At 40.4% G+C, this 15,104-nt stretch carries 22 protein-coding genes; 2 read left to right on the top strand and 20 right to left on the bottom strand.

Annotation, left to right across the window (positions count from 1 at the left end):
• The 11 genes from WA256_RS07715 to hutH all read right to left on the bottom strand — a co-directional run.
• Positions 1-519: transposase (locus tag WA256_RS07715; protein WP_335990306.1), on the bottom strand; the 519-nt coding region annotated here is incomplete at its 3' end.
• Positions 520-1,382: 863 nt separating this feature from the next.
• A complete protein-coding gene (locus WA256_RS07710) occupies positions 1,383-1,940 on the bottom strand; it encodes a YbhB/YbcL family Raf kinase inhibitor-like protein (RefSeq protein WP_130167568.1) in 558 nt (185 codons plus the stop codon).
• 75 nt (positions 1,941-2,015) lie between these two features.
• The gene (locus WA256_RS07705) at positions 2,016-2,534 is read right to left on the bottom strand and encodes a helix-turn-helix domain-containing protein (RefSeq protein ID WP_335990303.1); all 519 of its coding nucleotides are present in this window, start codon (positions 2,532-2,534) and stop codon (positions 2,016-2,018) included.
• Between the two features lie 29 nt (positions 2,535-2,563).
• Positions 2,564-2,827 (bottom strand): hypothetical protein, encoded by a 264-nt coding sequence (locus WA256_RS07700; protein ID WP_335990302.1) that lies wholly within the window; start codon positions 2,825-2,827, stop codon positions 2,564-2,566.
• A gap of 77 nt (positions 2,828-2,904) precedes the next feature.
• Positions 2,905-3,375: a DUF4262 domain-containing protein gene (locus tag WA256_RS07695; RefSeq protein ID WP_058584388.1), complete on the bottom strand. Its 471-nt coding sequence runs from the start codon at positions 3,373-3,375 to the stop codon at positions 2,905-2,907.
• A 59-nt stretch (positions 3,376-3,434) separates the two neighbouring features.
• Positions 3,435-3,800: a hypothetical protein gene (locus tag WA256_RS07690; RefSeq protein ID WP_135926487.1), complete on the bottom strand. Its 366-nt coding sequence runs from the start codon at positions 3,798-3,800 to the stop codon at positions 3,435-3,437.
• A gap of 215 nt (positions 3,801-4,015) precedes the next feature.
• The gene (locus WA256_RS07685; protein ID WP_295509969.1) at positions 4,016-4,378 is read right to left on the bottom strand and encodes a hypothetical protein; all 363 of its coding nucleotides are present in this window, start codon (positions 4,376-4,378) and stop codon (positions 4,016-4,018) included.
• Between the two features lie 26 nt (positions 4,379-4,404).
• Positions 4,405-4,797, bottom strand: coding sequence for a hypothetical protein (locus WA256_RS07680; RefSeq protein ID WP_269408511.1), 393 nt, complete (start codon positions 4,795-4,797; stop codon positions 4,405-4,407).
• Between the two features lie 678 nt (positions 4,798-5,475).
• Positions 5,476-5,886, bottom strand: a complete 411-nt coding sequence (locus WA256_RS07675; protein WP_335990290.1) for a GFA family protein — start codon at positions 5,884-5,886, stop codon at positions 5,476-5,478.
• Positions 5,887-6,007: 121 nt separating this feature from the next.
• The gene (locus WA256_RS07670) at positions 6,008-8,008 is read right to left on the bottom strand and encodes a urocanate hydratase (RefSeq protein WP_335990288.1); all 2,001 of its coding nucleotides are present in this window, start codon (positions 8,006-8,008) and stop codon (positions 6,008-6,010) included.
• An 11-nt stretch (positions 8,009-8,019) separates the two neighbouring features.
• Entirely contained in the window at positions 8,020-9,513 is a 1,494-nt protein-coding gene (gene hutH, locus WA256_RS07665; protein WP_335990285.1) for a histidine ammonia-lyase, read from the bottom strand.
• 120 nt (positions 9,514-9,633) lie between these two features.
• On the opposite strand from hutH, the gene WA256_RS07660 reads away from it, so the two are divergent.
• Positions 9,634-10,530 carry a LysR family transcriptional regulator gene (locus WA256_RS07660; RefSeq protein WP_058584229.1) on the top strand — a complete coding sequence of 299 codons (897 nt, stop codon included), beginning with the start codon at positions 9,634-9,636 and terminating at the stop codon, positions 10,528-10,530.
• On the opposite strand, the gene WA256_RS07655 is transcribed toward WA256_RS07660, so the two are convergent.
• The 8 genes from WA256_RS07655 to WA256_RS07620 form a co-directional block, all read right to left on the bottom strand.
• Positions 10,508-10,915 carry a DoxX-like family protein gene (locus WA256_RS07655; protein WP_304637927.1) on the bottom strand — a complete coding sequence of 136 codons (408 nt, stop codon included), beginning with the start codon at positions 10,913-10,915 and terminating at the stop codon, positions 10,508-10,510. The two genes, WA256_RS07660 and WA256_RS07655, sit on opposite strands and share 23 nt — an antisense overlap.
• A 49-nt stretch (positions 10,916-10,964) precedes the next feature.
• The gene (locus tag WA256_RS07650; protein WP_082665559.1) at positions 10,965-11,381 is read right to left on the bottom strand and encodes a DUF805 domain-containing protein; all 417 of its coding nucleotides are present in this window, start codon (positions 11,379-11,381) and stop codon (positions 10,965-10,967) included.
• Positions 11,382-11,535: 154 nt separating this feature from the next.
• The gene (locus tag WA256_RS07645) at positions 11,536-11,778 is read right to left on the bottom strand and encodes a hypothetical protein (RefSeq protein WP_250660597.1); all 243 of its coding nucleotides are present in this window, start codon (positions 11,776-11,778) and stop codon (positions 11,536-11,538) included.
• A gap of 102 nt (positions 11,779-11,880) precedes the next feature.
• Positions 11,881-12,408: a DUF4240 domain-containing protein gene (locus WA256_RS07640; RefSeq protein ID WP_062565591.1), complete on the bottom strand. Its 528-nt coding sequence runs from the start codon at positions 12,406-12,408 to the stop codon at positions 11,881-11,883.
• Positions 12,405-12,599 carry a YwbE family protein gene (locus WA256_RS07635; RefSeq protein ID WP_036971837.1) on the bottom strand — a complete coding sequence of 65 codons (195 nt, stop codon included), beginning with the start codon at positions 12,597-12,599 and terminating at the stop codon, positions 12,405-12,407. The genes WA256_RS07640 and WA256_RS07635 overlap by 4 nt, the downstream gene beginning before the upstream one ends.
• A 59-nt stretch (positions 12,600-12,658) precedes the next feature.
• Positions 12,659-13,105, bottom strand: a complete 447-nt coding sequence (locus tag WA256_RS07630; protein ID WP_335990273.1) for a hypothetical protein — start codon at positions 13,103-13,105, stop codon at positions 12,659-12,661.
• A gap of 2 nt (positions 13,106-13,107) precedes the next feature.
• On the bottom strand, positions 13,108-13,380 hold the full coding sequence (locus tag WA256_RS07625) for a hypothetical protein (RefSeq protein WP_335990270.1): 273 nt from the start codon (positions 13,378-13,380) through the stop codon (positions 13,108-13,110).
• Complete coding sequence (locus WA256_RS07620; RefSeq protein ID WP_054563817.1) at positions 13,373-13,579, bottom strand: hypothetical protein; 207 nt, start codon at positions 13,577-13,579, stop codon at positions 13,373-13,375. Before WA256_RS07620 ends, WA256_RS07625 begins: the two co-directional genes overlap by 8 nt.
• Before the next feature lie 88 nt (positions 13,580-13,667).
• Here WA256_RS07620 and WA256_RS07615 point away from each other — a divergent pair, with 88 nt between their 5' ends.
• Positions 13,668-14,474, top strand: coding sequence for an ion transporter (locus tag WA256_RS07615; RefSeq protein WP_171037160.1), 807 nt, complete (start codon positions 13,668-13,670; stop codon positions 14,472-14,474).
• Between the two features lie 75 nt (positions 14,475-14,549).
• On the opposite strand, the gene WA256_RS07610 is transcribed toward WA256_RS07615, so the two are convergent.
• A complete protein-coding gene (locus tag WA256_RS07610; RefSeq protein ID WP_250660596.1) occupies positions 14,550-14,930 on the bottom strand; it encodes a VOC family protein in 381 nt (126 codons plus the stop codon).
• Between the last annotated feature and the right edge of the window lie 174 nt (positions 14,931-15,104).

The following is a 15,104-nucleotide window of genomic DNA, read 5'->3' as shown; positions in this document are numbered from 1 at the left end:
TAATTGATTACCATCATCTTCAAGGATATCTGGTAAACGCTTTTTGAGTGACGTAATACCTTCAGGCAGCTTAACACCGTATTCTGCACCTAAACCACGAGCTCTGTTCGACACCTGTGTTCGCTGTTTTATATACCCTTTGCGAAGCTTAAGTAATGATGCAAGGTCTTGTTGGCTAATTGATTTTACCGCAACAGAATAAATATTTGGGCGTTTAAGTGCCTCATAAATTGCCAAAGCATCATTTGCATCGTTTTTATTACCTGCTCGGTACTTGGCAACTATGTGAGGAGGGAGTAACTTAACTTTGTGTCCTTGTCCTTCAAATTTACGACCGTAATAGTGAGCGCTGCCACAAGCTTCCATACATATAAGTGCTTCTGGATGGTTAACAATAAACGAAAGCATCTTGTGTTCAGTCATTTTCTCATTCGACTTCAAAACACCGAACTTATTAAAGAAAGCGACTTGAAATACTGTTTTGGCTAAATCAATCGTTATAGTGCTAGACTGTGTCATGGTATGGGCTCCTTTTTGTTTGTCACTTTCACCTTAGTCGATTTTGATAAAGGTGGGGAGTCCATACCATTGAGTTGCGAGTTTCGAGATGCGAGATGCGAGATGCGAGATGCGAGATGCGAAATGCGAGATGCGAAATGCGAGATGCGAGATGCGAGATGCGAGATGCGAGATGCGAGATGCGAGTCAGGATTTTAGAGCCTATACAGTTTCACAAGCAGCGGCGTCTTTTCGCCGCGACTATTTAAAAACAAACACGCGAAACAAGTTTCACGCCTACTTTAGAAAACATTAGGCACTAGGATTTAGGCTCTGGTACGCGATGTAAAATCTTTGCTACTTGTTCGGCGTTAAAACGCCTCCTACAAGCTTTACCCTCGAAACTGGCTAACTTTACTCTTTTAACGCGCTAAAGCACGACCTACAAACGCGCTAAACAAATTTCACGCCTTCGAGTGCCCTTGTAGGTCGCCATTTATGACGACAAAAACCATGGAAATTTTCACGTAGGAACGGCTTCAGCCGTGAACCTGAGATGTTCGGCGTTAAAACGCCTCCTACAAGCTTTACCCTCGAAACTGGCTAACTTTACCCTTTTAACGCGCTAAAGCACGACCTACATTATATCGCGCGAAACAAGTTTCACGCCTACGAGTGCCCATGTAGGTCGTCATTTATGGCGACAAAAACCGTGGAAATTTTCACGTAGGAACGGCTTCAGCCGTGAACCTCAGATGTTCGGCGTTAAAACGCCTCCTACAAGCTTTACCCTCGAAACTGGCTAACTTTACCCTTTTAACGCGCTAAAGCACGACCTACAAACTTGTATCTCGCTAACTTTACTCTTGCAGCTCGCTACTCTCTCAACGCTTATAAAGCGCTTCAATTGTTGCTGAATCAAGCGAATAGGCATTAATCATATAACCTGCTAACGCACCTGATGCGTTTTCTGGTAATTCAAGTTTTTGTGATAACGCATGTAGTGTAAATTGATATCTGTGAGCGCCATGTCCCTCCGGTGGGCAAGCGCCGCCAAAGCCTTTGAAACCATAATCATTTGTGATCTGCACACTGCCTTTTGGCATTGCGTTCTTCTCTGCACTGCCTGCACCGCTTGCTAAACTTGATACCGACTTAGGGATATTCACAACTTGCCAATGCCACCAGCCACTCCCTGTAGGCGCGTCTGGATCATAAACGGTCAATGCGAATGCTTCAGTTCCTTTAGGTGCATTTTGCCAAGCAAGTTGTGGAGAAAGGTTATCGCCATTACAACCAAACCCTTTAAACTCTTGCGCACTCCCCATAAAGTCACCATGGGCAATGTCTTTGCTTGTTAGAGTAAATGTTTCAGCGAATGTGGTGCCAGATAAACATAGCAAAAATAACGGTGTAGCAATTTTCAATGTTGATGATTTCATAATATTCTCCGATTAATAAGAATAATCATAATACCTAGCAAAGACAGATCAAATTAGTACCAAAACTGTCAATTATTAGCCTGCTTCGCTCATTATTGTTTTACGAAGGGCTGTTGGAGTCGTATTAAACAAAAGTTTAAACTTATCGGTGAATCTAGATTGCGACGAAAAACCACATTGCTGTGCAATGCTGCCAATAGACTGTGAGCTACTTTGAATCAAGTGTAGTCCATGGCTTAAACGCGCGTTATCTTTAATTAACTGAAAACTACTGTCTTCTGCGGTTAGCTTTCTTCTGAGTGTCGATTCGCTCATCGCTAACGTCGTTGCAATACTGCTTGCATCCCAATCACGCGTTAAATCACTCGCGATAATAGTATGTACTTTGTGAGTCAGTGTTGGTGGCTCAATAATTGAACCTAAGTCTTTGAAGCCCTGTGAAAATAACACTTGCAGCAGCTCTTGTCTTCTTATTGGCCATAATTGTGGTGGTGTTACTGCAGCCCATTCAATGAATTGTTTCAGGGTCATTTTAAACAGTGAATCGACTTGCCCAGTAATAAACTTTTTCTTTGCGCCGGCTCGATATTTCAAACACTCAAAGTCGGTGTAATCAAATTCAATCAATACGCAATATAGCCAAAGTTTCGCGGAATGTTACGCATCGCAACCTGTGGTGTATTTGCCATAAAGACAAAATCACCTGCATTGCAGTTAACTTCTTCTGTATCTATTAGCGTTTTGCTGCCAGATAATACAACGACAAGTAATGGGTTTGCGATAGGCACATTTACAATATGTTGTTCATCATTAGCGCAGTAAATCGAAAACGGTAAAGACGGATGTCGCTTTACAGTGCTTAAACCTATCTCTATCAATTCATTCATAATTTACAGTGTTTTTTATTGGACTCGAAGGAACGGATTGGACCGTGATTCTGAGTTATTCGGCGTTAAAACGCCTCCTACAAACAAACTTTTTCGATTATTCCTGTCTTATTTAATATAGGTTGTGCCCATTGATAATAATCAGAAGTACCTTCATCCCATGGCCATAAACCTTTTGTTGTTGGCCATACCATTTGAAGCATCTTAAAATTACTTCCATTATGTAACCACAGGCCATAACCTAAGTATTCTTTATAATGTGAACTATCTACATAGATGAAAGTCACATCGAAGCCTTCAAGAAAATCACTATAAAATTTGCCTACTTCAAAAACCTCACCTTTAAGTAATCTATCTTTGTAGTTATTAATCATTGAGTGAGCCAATGAATTATCTAAACCTAGAATGATTAAGTCCGGTTTCTTCTGTTTTTTATTAATACCAATTGAGTAAGTAAATTCAGGCGCATCCTCCCCTTCCATAACTTTCAATACATGGCATCCAAAGTGTTCAATGTTGTTTAAAGCAACCTGATCTTGTTCGTTCATGATAACCTTTGATTTAAGTAATTTTTTTACGGTCGAAAATAAACTATAAAATTTAAACATTATTTGTAAAAAGCAGGCAATTTCTTTGCTCTAAAGTTTTTAGCGTATATCCACCATTTAACTCCTACATCATCAATTAATTGATAAAAGTTAAAATTTGTTTCTAGGTAATTCTCATTTAGGTAGCTTGATACAAGCTCATTTGCGATAACAATTTTAATAGGCCCAACTAAACTAAATGCTAAACTTAAAGAATCAACATCTAAAAACTCTACTTCTATTTCCCCGTTGTCTCTAGTACCAATATCACCATTAAACTTTATTTTTAAGGAACCAGAAGCTTGTTCTGTTGGTACATTAATTTTTTCAACTGTTGCCTGCCCATGCAACCTTGCGAGGTAAGCATTTAATTCATCTAAATCCATTTGTGCAATAACCTTTAAATTTATACCTTACGCACTAAAGCACCACCTACAAACGCGCGAAACAAGTTTCACGCCTACGTTAGAAAACATTAGGTACTAGGGTTTAGGATCTAGGACGCGATGTAAAATCGCTTCTACTTGTTCGGCGTTGAAACGCCTCCTACAAACTTGTAACTCGCTAACTTTACCCTTGTATGTCGCTAACTTTAACCCAATTAAACAAGCATATTGTTTAACATCATTCCTGGCATTAAAAATACCATTGCAAAAGAGAATGAGCCGGTGAGTGCAACTGCAAGACAGCAAAATGCCGTTTGCATTAAAAAGACGTTGGGTTTACCAGAGGCACTTTTTTGAAATGACACATAGGCAAGTAACAGATTTTCTCTAATTTTTTGAAGGTAAGAACGCACGACTCTGATGATAGGCAAGCTGTACATTGCTAAAAACGCAAATACAACTTCTATTCCACCAAAATGAAATAACAGTGCAATCTCAGGTGAGAACCAACCAACAATAGCTATCAAGCACCAAAATGCAGCTTTTTGGTATTTATTTAGTTCGTGCCATTTGATCATCGTCTTCCTTGTATTTCCAATTATATTTAAATTAAGTGAGCAGCTGATTTATCTAATTTAGTTATATACGCTTTAAGCTCTGCAAGCTTAAGTTTTTCGCCTTGGTGAGCATTCATCGCTTTTGCAAAGTAGCTATTGGCTTGATGCTGATCACCTTCATGCTCATAAATGAGTCCAATGCGCAAATAAGTAAAAGCAAGATTATTAGGACCTAATTCTGTTTGCAGCGTTTTAGCGCTATCAAGCTCAAGAATTCTTGCTAGTGCATTTAACGCATAAAGCGCACTATCGCTCGAACCTTTGATGTACTGAGAATGAGCAAGTTCAAGCTCTTTTTTAAGAAACTCAGCTGTAATTTCATTTGCGTTAGTAGGTACTGCTAACGAGACTAAAGCAGCTAAGGTTAAAACTTTAAACATGTTAAACCTCCTTTTAAAATGTGTTTTACAGATTAATCAAACTCGACCAACTGGTCAAACTTTAATCTCGCATCTCGCTAAACTCTCTTTTAACGCGCTAAAGCACGACCTACATAGTATCGCGCGAAACAAGTTTCACGCCTACGAAAGAAAACATTAGGCGCTAGGATTCAGGCTATGGGACGCGATGTAAAATCGCTGCTACTTGTTCGGCGTTGAAACGTCTCCTACAAACTTGTAACTCGCTAACTTTACTCTTGTATCTCGCTAACTTTACCCTCGAATCTCGCAAACTATACTCTCTTATCTCGCTAAACTCTCTTTTAACGCGCTAAAGCACGACCTACATAATATCGCGCGAAACAAGTTTCACGCCTACGAAAGAAAACATTAGGCACTAGGATCTAGGCTCTGGGACGCGATGTAAAATCGCTGCTACTTGTTCGGCGTTGAAACGCCTCCTACAAACTTGAAACTCGCTAACTTTACTCTCGTATCTCGCTAACTTTACTCTCGTACCTCACTAACTTTACTCTCGTACCTCACTAACTTTACTCTCGTACCTCACTAACTTTACTCTCGTACCTCACTAACTTTACTCTCGTACCTCACTAACTTTACTCTCGTACCTCACTAACTTTACTCTCGTATCTCGCTAACTTTACTCTTTAATCAGGCTTAATCGCGACCAAAACCTATCTGCTTTTTGCCATTTAATCCTTTTTTATGCCATTCGGCTTGCTCTTCGCAGAATATTTGCGCGTCTAATTCCTTACTTGGCTCTTCATTTAAACTGCCTGCAGGTACAAGTAGATATTTACTGTCTTGTGATTCAAATGGCAGCGCTGAGCCACAGGTTTTACAAAACGCTCTAGACAATGCACGTCCAGGGTAATTAAACCGCGTGATGTGATGTTGACCTTTAATCCATTCGATAGCATCAGGCGAGGTAAACAAGTTTGCAGCATGGGCAGTGCCAGTTAGTTTGCGGCATTGTTCGCAATGGCAGAAGAAAAAACGCCTAAAGTTATCAGCAACTTTATAACTCACTTCGCCGCAGCAGCATCCACCAGTAAGTAGTCTAGTCATATCTATCTCCTTATTCGCTAAGCTAAAAATTTATTCCCTAAACGATGCGCTATTTAATAATTTTTGGCAATAAAAAAGGCCATGTTGCGTTTACAACATGGCCTTTTTGCATTGACACAACTTAGAAATCTAAGTTTGATAAAACTTCATCATCAACGTTATTAGACAAGGTCACTTTAAGTTTAGGGGTACGAGCCATTTCACGTTTAATCGCAAAATTAGCTTCTTCGTTACGCGCCCAACTACGACGAGCAATACCGTTGTTTACATCAAATAATAGCATAGATTTCAAACGACGCTCGGCAGCTTCACTACCATCTAGTAGCATACCAAAACCACCGTTGATCACTTCGCCCCAGCCTACACCGCCACCATTGTGAATAGATACCCAAGTAGCACCACGGAAACCATCACCAATTACATTGTGAATCGCCATGTCTGCTGTGAAGCGGCTACCATCATAGATGTTTGATGTTTCACGGAAAGGTGAATCAGTGCCACTTACATCATGGTGGTCACGCCCAAGTACAACCGGACCAATTTCTCCACGATTAATGGCATCATTAAAGGCTTTAGCGATTTCAGCGCGGCCTTGTGCGTCTGCATAAAGAATACGAGCTTGCGAACCAACAACAAGTTTGTTTTGCTTCGCATCTTTGATCCAGGTGATGTTGTCTTGCATTTGCTGTTGGATCTCTTCAGGCGAGTCCGCCATGATTTTATTTAAAACGTCTGCAGCAATCGCATCTGTTTTATCAAGATCTTCAGGTTTACCTGACGTACATACCCAGCGGAACGGGCCAAAACCGTAGTCAAAACACATTGGGCCAAGAATATCTTGTACGTATGATGGGTATTTAAAATCAATACCGTTTTCAGCCATTACATCGCCACCAGCGCGTGATGCTTCTAGCAAGAACGCATTACCATAATCAAAGAAGTAAGTACCTTTTGCCGTGTGCTTGTTTACAGCATCGGCGTGGCGCTTAAGCGTCGCTTGTACTTTTTCTTTAAATACTTCTGGCTCTTCACGAATTAAACGATTTGACTCTTCATAGCTGATATCAACCGGGTAGTAACCGCCTGACCATGGGTTATGAAGTGAAGTTTGGTCTGAACCTAAGTGAATGAAAATATCTTCTGCTAAGAAGTTTTCCCATACATCAACCACGTTACCGATAAAGGCAATTGAAACCACTTCTTCATTTTGCTGAGCCGTACGTACACGCTCAACAAGCTCTGGCATGTTATCGATTAGCTCATCAACCCAACCTTGTTGATGACGCTTAATAGCTGCCTTAGGGTTAACCTCAGCACACACGGTAATACAGTTAGCAATGTTACCCGCTTTAGGCTGCGCACCACTCATACCGCCTAAACCAGCAGTTAAGAAGATCTTACCTTTTGGTGATTCGCCTTTTTCGAGCACTTTACGGAACGCATTCATTACGGTAATAGTTGTACCGTGAACAATACCTTGTGGGCCAATGTACATAAATGAACCCGCAGTCATTTGACCGTATTGAGTTACACCTAGTGCATTGAATTTTTCCCAGTCATCCGGCTTTGAATAGTTCGGGATCATCATACCGTTAGTCACAACCACGCGCGGTGCTTCTACTGATGATGGGAATAACCCCATAGGGTGACCAGAATACATATGAAGCGTTTGATCTTCTTCCATTTCGCTTAAGTACTTCATAGTTAATAAGTACTGCGCCCAGTTTTGGAATACCGCACCGTTACCACCGTAAGTGATTAGCTCTTCAGGATGCTGTGCTACGGCAGGGTCAAGGTTATTGTCGATCATTAACATGATAGCGGCAGCTTGTTCGCATTTAGCCGGGTAATCGCTGATTGAGCGCGCTTTAAGCTCATAGTTAGGCTTAAAGCGATACATGTAAATACGGCCAAATTGCTTAAGCTCAGCGGCAAATTCAGCGGCTAATTCTTTGTGCCATTCTTTAGGGAAATAACGCAATGCGTTACGAATAGCTAATTGCTTTTCGTCAGCCGATAAAATGTCTTTACGTTTTGGAGCTCGGTTTGCATCACTTGGATACGGTTTTGGCTCTGGCAATACGCTTGGGATACCTTGCTTAATTTGTTCTTGAAAAGTCATTATTTGCTCCCTTAGTTAACTTTAAACGCTTGCGATTTAACAAGTTCTACCATGGCATCAATATCTGGCTTAAGTAAGCGGTCTTCTTCTAGCTTGGCAACTTTGCTGCGAATTAGCGCAAAGTTTTCTTCAATGATGTCTGAACACTTGTTAGGACGTCTAAATTCGATTGCTTGTGCTGCATACATCAGCTCAATAGCAAAGATTTTATCAAGGTTACCTAAAATCTGGTTTAACTTACGACCAGAGATACTACCCATAGATACGTGATCTTCTTGACCCATTGATGTTGGTACGCTGTCTGCTGATGGCGGGAAACACAATGATTTATTTTCTGTTACCAGTGCCGCAGTCACATATTGCGGGATCATCATGCCTGAGTTTAAGCCACCCGATGTCGTTAACAAGCGAGGTAAGCCGTGTAAGCCCTCAAGCAATAAGTAACAACGACGATCAGCAATGTTACCAAGCTCTGCCGCTGCGATTGATGCGTAATCTAAAACCATAGCAAGTGGTTGGCCGTGGAAACCACCACCCGAAATAGCTTCTTCTTCGCTAATCACAATTGGGTTATCTGTAACAGAGTTCATTTCTGTTTCAGCAAGCTCTTTTAAGTGGTAATACGCGTTACGTGATGCACCATGGACTTGTGGAATACAACGTAATGAGTAAGGGTCTTGAACACGGTCACAATCAGTGTGTGAAGCCATGTTTTCAGAGCCTGCAAAAAAGCTACGCATGCGCGCTGCAACTTCAACGTTACCTTTAAAAGCACGAATTGCGTGTAACTCTTCACGGAACGGCGATTCGCTACCTTGCATACCTTCAATACTCATAGCACCTGCTACATCAGCAAGGTCTAATAAGTAACGCATTTTAGTAAGCGCAGTAATGGCATGCGATAAAATAAACTGAGTACCGTTAATTAATGCTAGGCCTTCTTTAGCGTGTAAATCTAAAGGCGCTAAACCGTGCTCTTTTAATACGTCTGCTGCTGGCTTGATTGTGTCGTTTACCCAAAATTCACCTTCACCTAAAAGAGGTAAGAATAAGTGCGATAATGGTGCTAAGTCACCCGATGCGCCAACTGAGCCTTGCTCCGGTACAACAGGGATAATATCAAGTTCAATAAACTTAAGCATACGCTCAACAACGGTTAAACGAATACCTGAAAAACCTTGGCTTAATGCATGTACTTTGGTGATTAGCATCAGCTTTGAAATAGGTTTAGCGATTGGCTCACCCACACCAACAGCGTGTGTGATCAATAAGTTCTTTTGTAATAGGTTAGTTTCTTCTGGAGAAATTTGTGTATCACACAATGGACCAAAGCCCGTATTGATACCATAAATGGCTTTATCTGAGGCAGCCATTTTGTCTACGTTTTGGCGGCTTTTATTAATTTTATCAATTGCTTCTTGGCAAAGCTCTGCCTGTAACGTACCGGCTGCAATAGCATTAACGCTGTCTAACGTTAATTGGTCAACACCATACTTAAATGTCATTTATAACTCCTAAAGAACAGGATTAAGTTTTATTTAGATGGAGTCTAGCTTGCTCTAGTTGTTTTACAAATGCATAATTATCGTTATTCATTCCAGATTTATCGAACTAAAAGAAGAGCTATGCAAGTTCATGACGTAGACCTGCGCTTATTGCGCGTTTTTGTAGCAATTGTTGAGTGTGGCGGGCTTTCAGCCGCAGAGTCACGTTTGAATATTGGCCGCTCCACCATCAGTGCGCATTTATCAGATTTAGAGGTAAGGCTTGGTATTAAATTATGTAAACGTGGCCGCAGTGGTTTTGAAATTACAGACGCTGGCGCCATCACTTATCAGGCATCGATAGAATTGCTTCAGCAATGCGAAGCCTTTGCTAATACGGTAGCCAGCTCTAAAAACGAGTTATCGGGACGTTTAAGTATTGCCATGATAGATACCATGGTCAGCGACCCACGCTGTGCCATTCCCCGCGCGATAGCAAGATTAAAAGGCAAAGGTAAAAACATTCAGTTTGATATTAATGTGTGCGAGGCACGAGAGGTAGAAACCGCAGTAGCCAATGGCCGCTCGTTGGTGGGAATTGGTGTTAGCCGCCATCATATTCGCGGATTAAATTACACCGCCCTACATAACGAAACTAACTTTTTGTACTGCGCAGTCGGTCACCCATTATTTGAGTGTGAAGACAAACAAATAGATGAGCTCATTAAAGAAGCCGAAGTCATTACCAGTAACTACATGCGCGATAAAGAAAGCCGAAACGACGGTTTAAACTATCAAAACAGTGCTGTTGCTTATCACGATGAAGGTATTGCACATTTGATTTTATCAGGTGAGTTTATTGGTTATTTACCCGATCACTACGCACAGTTCTGGGTTGATAAAGGTATTTTTAAAGCTATTCAACCGAGTAAATATCACTACGATATTCCTGTGGTATTGATCACCTCAAAAACAAATGCCAGTTCGCCTTTAGCAAATGCCATGATTGATGAAATTAAGCGTTGTTACTCGGTCTAGTGTTTTTGTTTGAAGCTTTTTGCTCATTTATAAGCACGAGACTAAACGCGATCATGGCAAGGTTTGTAGTTACAGGATTAAACGCTTCGACTAACAGTGCGGGCTGCAAAACAGCAACAAACAGCATTAGCCCAACTAAAGCAGCTATATTGAGAATATTGATTAACATTGAACGATAGAAAATAAAAAACAGCACGGCAAATATAATTTCACCTATGCCAGCTGCTCGGGTAATGAGCGTTGAAATTTCAGCATTAAAACCAAAACTGGCCGTCATTTTTAGTTCAAGGGGGGCGATGTGAATAAGTTTTGGCATCAGCCCATGATAAAGCCAACTAAAGCTAATAATAAATCGAGCTATTTGAATTGTAGTGAAATGCTTCATCGGGTAAATTTACTTTGTGTGCTCTGATATTCAGAGCACACAGTATAGCTTATAAGCTAGTAGGTTGACCGAAACGGTTCTCAGCTTCATCACCTGCTAAAAAGCCATTTTCGATTAACGCCCAGATACCACCAATAACTGGAACTAAGCCAATCAGTACCCACCAACCTGATTTATTACGGTCATGCCAGCGCTTTACTTGAACCGCAAGCGAAACCCACATAAGTGGGATATAAAAGATCAGTGTGATCACAGAGATTGCTGTTTCATTACCACCTGTTAATAATGCAACTACGAACATAAAAACAAATGAAGCTACAATAATACCTAAGAAAGAATACCAATAGGTCTTACGAGGAATACGACCTTTAAAAGAAAACAAAATTTCTTTCATGCTTAAAGTGGTTGTTTCTGTTGATGCTGTAGCAAGGTTTGATTCTGGGGCTTGATATACGTTTTCTGACACTGTCATTTCCTTTGATATGTGTTGTAGCAAACAGTTTTAATCTAGTCTGCTGATTTATGTTGTTAATAGTGCTGAATTAAGCATGAATAAGATAACACAAAATGATTGAATTTGGGTACTAAGAAATTGCTGGTAAACTTTATGCCTATGAACGTTATAATTTAGAAAATGGGTCTGAAAGCAACTCAGCTTTGAAATAACTTATCGCATCTTCAACATCAGAGAATTTTTTTTGCTGAAACTTAACCCCTCGTTCGAAGTAAAAGACCTCAATATGACTCTTTGCGTCGTAAATACAATGCCCTTCAATTATTGGCAAAGTATCAATCTCATAGGCTTCTCTTTTGATGCCTTTATTTATTAAATACTGCTTTAACTCAAAAAGCTCCTGACGCATGTTAGCATTCACTTTATTAATATTATTTAATAACTTACTGAGTTGTCATGGTAAAAGCAAGTAACCTAAAGACAAAAAAAAAGCACCCTTAGGTGCTTTTAATTAACTCGGTTGTTGCCAATATTTGGCGTATAAATTTGGATAGGTTTGTTTTAAAAACTTAGCTTTATCTTTAAAGCGTTTACCTTTTGGTTGCTCAAGGCCTGATGGCACAAAGGGTAATTCATCATCATTACGTTCTTCGTAAAGCATACCAGCAATTAAATCGTACTCATCTAAATACGGGTAAGGCTGTTCGTTTAAATGATAAACTGGCGTACACTCGGCAATTGAGTCCGGGTTTTCAAGCGCCTTTAAAAAAGCCTGTTCTCCTCGTGAAATAAGCCAACATAAAAACTCAGAAAAACCATAATCATCGTTACAGCCGGCCATTACATAAGCGGCACCAAATAGATCCCAGGTATAGGCTTTACGCATACGTAGGTTAAACTGCTTATCAAATTCCATCAGCTGCTGGTCAGATAAATCAGTCAGCTTTGCTTTTAATGCGTTACAAACAGACTCAGGCTCAGCAGTTTTATCTTCGGCGGTCACAAGTTGCCAAAATTCACTTTCGCTTAAAACACTCATGATAAAATCTCTTTCACTCGCCCAACTTGACCATCATCAAGTTGAACTTTAATACCATGCGGGTGGTTTGGTGATTTAGTTAAAATACGTGACACCACACCTTGAGTTAACTGACCTGTTCGTTGATCTTGTTTTAAAACAATGTTGACTTCGCAGCCAATTGAAATTTGTGAACGCGTAGGCACTGCCATTGCTATATCTCTTTCAATAATTTTTGCCGATTATAGCCATTTGCGGCTGGCTTACCAAATTAAACCTGTTTGATTGGGCTGTTTTTAAGCAGCGCCTTTGGCAATATCTCATTTAAACGTTTAGTGATTGCTTCAGCTTTGCCTTTTATTTGAAAGTCATAACCTTGGCCGTTGCCATCTAATATGACGGCTAAATAGTTATCAGCAACTTTCAGTTGCGTAATACGGCTTAATTCAAGAGTCTCTTCTTTATCGCCATAATAAACCTGCTTAACCGTTAAGCTTGTGTCTGTTGCCGTGAGTGTTTTACTAAGCGCTGATTTGGCTGCAAATCTTTCTGTTGAGCGGTAGGCCTGTACCATAAAACCGATTGCAAATATAAAACCGGTAAAACTTGAAATAGGTAATGAGTCTGATTGCAAGCTGTACACACCGATACAAATAAATAACATAGCAAGGGCTAGATTTAACCTAACCATCTGTTTAGGGGTTAAATTTACGTACATTATTATTCCTTTAAAAACGCAATTGCTTTTGCATTGATAGCTAAATCTATAGCGCTCAATTCTTTGATAATTAAACTGGAAATTAACTGGGTTTGCTCAGCGGTTATCGGCAGCTCTTTACAATAACAACTTATTTTTAGTGATTGCGGTAGCTTTTTTAGGTCAGCAGTATGCGTTAACCATGAAAATTCCTGTACTTGTTCTTTTGCTTGTTCGCACGCTTGCGTTAATGCAACTCGAATAGCCTTATCTAGACGTTTTTCAGTTTTAGTCATGTTCTGCTTGTTGTTTTTTAAATTCTTCGTAGCTGTCTTGCTGGCGCTTTACGCACTCATGGTACTCTTTATCTGCCATATGATTGCATTCACTTAAACGCGCCGATTGAATTTCATGATAACGGGCATCTGAGCTACAAGCTGATAAAAGTATTGCAAGGGTCGCAATCACGGCCAATTTTAAGGCATTTAAAAACATTAAATTTCCTTTATGTAGTTATACATTGGTGCTGCGTTTTCCTGTATATTGCGTGGGTTTAAATATTATAACCAAAGGGTTCTATATGATGTTGTCGCAGTTACAACAGCTGTTTCAGCGTATCGATAAAAGTAAAATTTTTCAATCATTTGTTATTGCTGTCATTGTTATTTCAGCGCTAACAGTGGGTGCACACACCTACTCTTTACATCCAACTGCTGAGCTAGCCTTGCATTGGATGGACTTAGGTATCACAGTTTTCTTTTTAGTTGAACTGGTGATCCGCTTTATCGCAAGCCGTGGTTTTAAAGACTTTTTCACCAAAGGCTGGAATATCTTCGATTTTATAATAGTGGTGGGTAGCCTTTACCCCGCTGCTGGCTCTACGATTTTTATCGCTCGATTACTGCGTATTTTCCGCGTGTTGCGACTTGTATCTATGATCCCAGAGCTTAGACTGCTGGTTAACTCGCTTTTAAAAGCCATTCCACAAATGGGCTATATCGCCCTACTCATGTTTGTGATCTTCTATATTTATGCCGCCATGGGTAGCATGCTGTTTGCTGATATAAACCCTGTGCTGTGGGGCGATGTGTCTATTTCTATGCTCACATTATTTAGGATTGCCACGTTCGAGGATTGGACCGATGTTATGTATGAAACGATGGCTGTGTATGAACTCAGCTGGATTTTCTACCTAACCTTCATCTTCTTAACAGCCTTTGTATTTTTAAACATGATGGTTGGTGCAATTTTAGAAGTTATGTCTGAAGAGCATCGTAACGCCCGTGAAGAGCAAACATCTGATGCCGACATGCCTGCAACCAAAGGGCAAATTGCTCAGCTACAAGCTGAAATGGCTGAACTCAAACAACTACTGAAAGAAAAGCAGTGACGTTTTTGGAGCTAAGCTTTTTAGATAATAGTTTTTAGCTATTAGGCGCTAGGACCTAGACCCTAGCGCCTTTTTTTACCCTCGCTTTTCTACCTTCCATGGTGGGTTTAAGCGGTTTTCTCCGGCCCAATATAATTTAATTTTATTCCCTGATGGGTCTTTTAGAATTGCTTCTGTCCATAAATAACGCTGGGCTGTTGGCGGCTGTTCAAAGCTAATACCTTTTTTAACAAGGCTTGCATAGAGCTCATCGAGCTGCTGATGTTCAAAATAAATGACCGCACTATTACTAAACTCTTCAGTTTCTAATGACAGCGAAAATGTAGCATCACCATCTGGGCATTGAAAGCGTGCGTAATGCGGTGTATCTACTATCTGAATCATTCCTAGTGTTAAGTAAAAAGCTACCGCTTCATTCATATCCTTTACAGGCAACGTCACCTGATTGAGATTCATTTGCTACTCCCATGTGATGCTTTATTCGTTGCTTCAGCATATCGCGTACAGCTAATTAAGCAAAAGATATGTTATGAGTTAGCGAGTTGCGAGAGTAAAGTTAGCGAGTTACGAGAGCAAAGTTTGTAGGAGGCGTTTCAACGGCGAACATCTAAATTCACGGCTAAAGCCGTT

The organism is Pseudoalteromonas sp. CH_XMU1449-3 (assembly GCF_037027245.1).
In the GTDB taxonomy this organism is placed as follows: Bacteria; Pseudomonadota; Gammaproteobacteria; order Enterobacterales; family Alteromonadaceae; genus Pseudoalteromonas; species Pseudoalteromonas shioyasakiensis.
The sequence above is the reverse complement of the archived record's forward strand: the minus strand, read 5'-3'. Positions and strand labels throughout refer to the sequence as shown.

Coding starts and splice junctions, on each gene's coding strand:
- WA256_RS07710 (WP_130167568.1), bottom strand. CDS start 1,940: ATGAAATCATCAACATTGAAAATTGCTACACCGTTATTTTTGCTATGT.
- WA256_RS07700 (WP_335990302.1), bottom strand. CDS start 2,827: ATGAATGAATTGATAGAGATAGGTTTAAGCACTGTAAAGCGACATCCG.
- WA256_RS07695 (WP_058584388.1), bottom strand. CDS start 3,375: ATGAACGAACAAGATCAGGTTGCTTTAAACAACATTGAACACTTTGGA.
- WA256_RS07690 (WP_135926487.1), bottom strand. CDS start 3,800: ATGGATTTAGATGAATTAAATGCTTACCTCGCAAGGTTGCATGGGCAG.
- WA256_RS07685 (WP_295509969.1), bottom strand. CDS start 4,378: ATGATCAAATGGCACGAACTAAATAAATACCAAAAAGCTGCATTTTGG.
- WA256_RS07680 (WP_269408511.1), bottom strand. CDS start 4,797: ATGTTTAAAGTTTTAACCTTAGCTGCTTTAGTCTCGTTAGCAGTACCT.
- WA256_RS07675 (WP_335990290.1), bottom strand. CDS start 5,886: ATGACTAGACTACTTACTGGTGGATGCTGCTGCGGCGAAGTGAGTTAT.
- WA256_RS07670 (WP_335990288.1), bottom strand. CDS start 8,008: ATGACTTTTCAAGAACAAATTAAGCAAGGTATCCCAAGCGTATTGCCA.
- hutH (WP_335990285.1), bottom strand. CDS start 9,513: ATGACATTTAAGTATGGTGTTGACCAATTAACGTTAGACAGCGTTAAT.
- WA256_RS07660 (WP_058584229.1), top strand. CDS start 9,634: ATGCAAGTTCATGACGTAGACCTGCGCTTATTGCGCGTTTTTGTAGCA.
- WA256_RS07655 (WP_304637927.1), bottom strand. CDS start 10,915: ATGAAGCATTTCACTACAATTCAAATAGCTCGATTTATTATTAGCTTT.
- WA256_RS07645 (WP_250660597.1), bottom strand. CDS start 11,778: ATGCGTCAGGAGCTTTTTGAGTTAAAGCAGTATTTAATAAATAAAGGC.
- WA256_RS07640 (WP_062565591.1), bottom strand. CDS start 12,408: ATGAGTGTTTTAAGCGAAAGTGAATTTTGGCAACTTGTGACCGCCGAA.
- WA256_RS07635 (WP_036971837.1), bottom strand. CDS start 12,599: ATGGCAGTGCCTACGCGTTCACAAATTTCAATTGGCTGCGAAGTCAAC.
- WA256_RS07630 (WP_335990273.1), bottom strand. CDS start 13,105: ATGTACGTAAATTTAACCCCTAAACAGATGGTTAGGTTAAATCTAGCC.
- WA256_RS07625 (WP_335990270.1), bottom strand. CDS start 13,380: ATGACTAAAACTGAAAAACGTCTAGATAAGGCTATTCGAGTTGCATTA.
- WA256_RS07620 (WP_054563817.1), bottom strand. CDS start 13,579: ATGTTTTTAAATGCCTTAAAATTGGCCGTGATTGCGACCCTTGCAATA.
- WA256_RS07615 (WP_171037160.1), top strand. CDS start 13,668: ATGTTGTCGCAGTTACAACAGCTGTTTCAGCGTATCGATAAAAGTAAA.
- WA256_RS07610 (WP_250660596.1), bottom strand. CDS start 14,930: ATGAATCTCAATCAGGTGACGTTGCCTGTAAAGGATATGAATGAAGCG.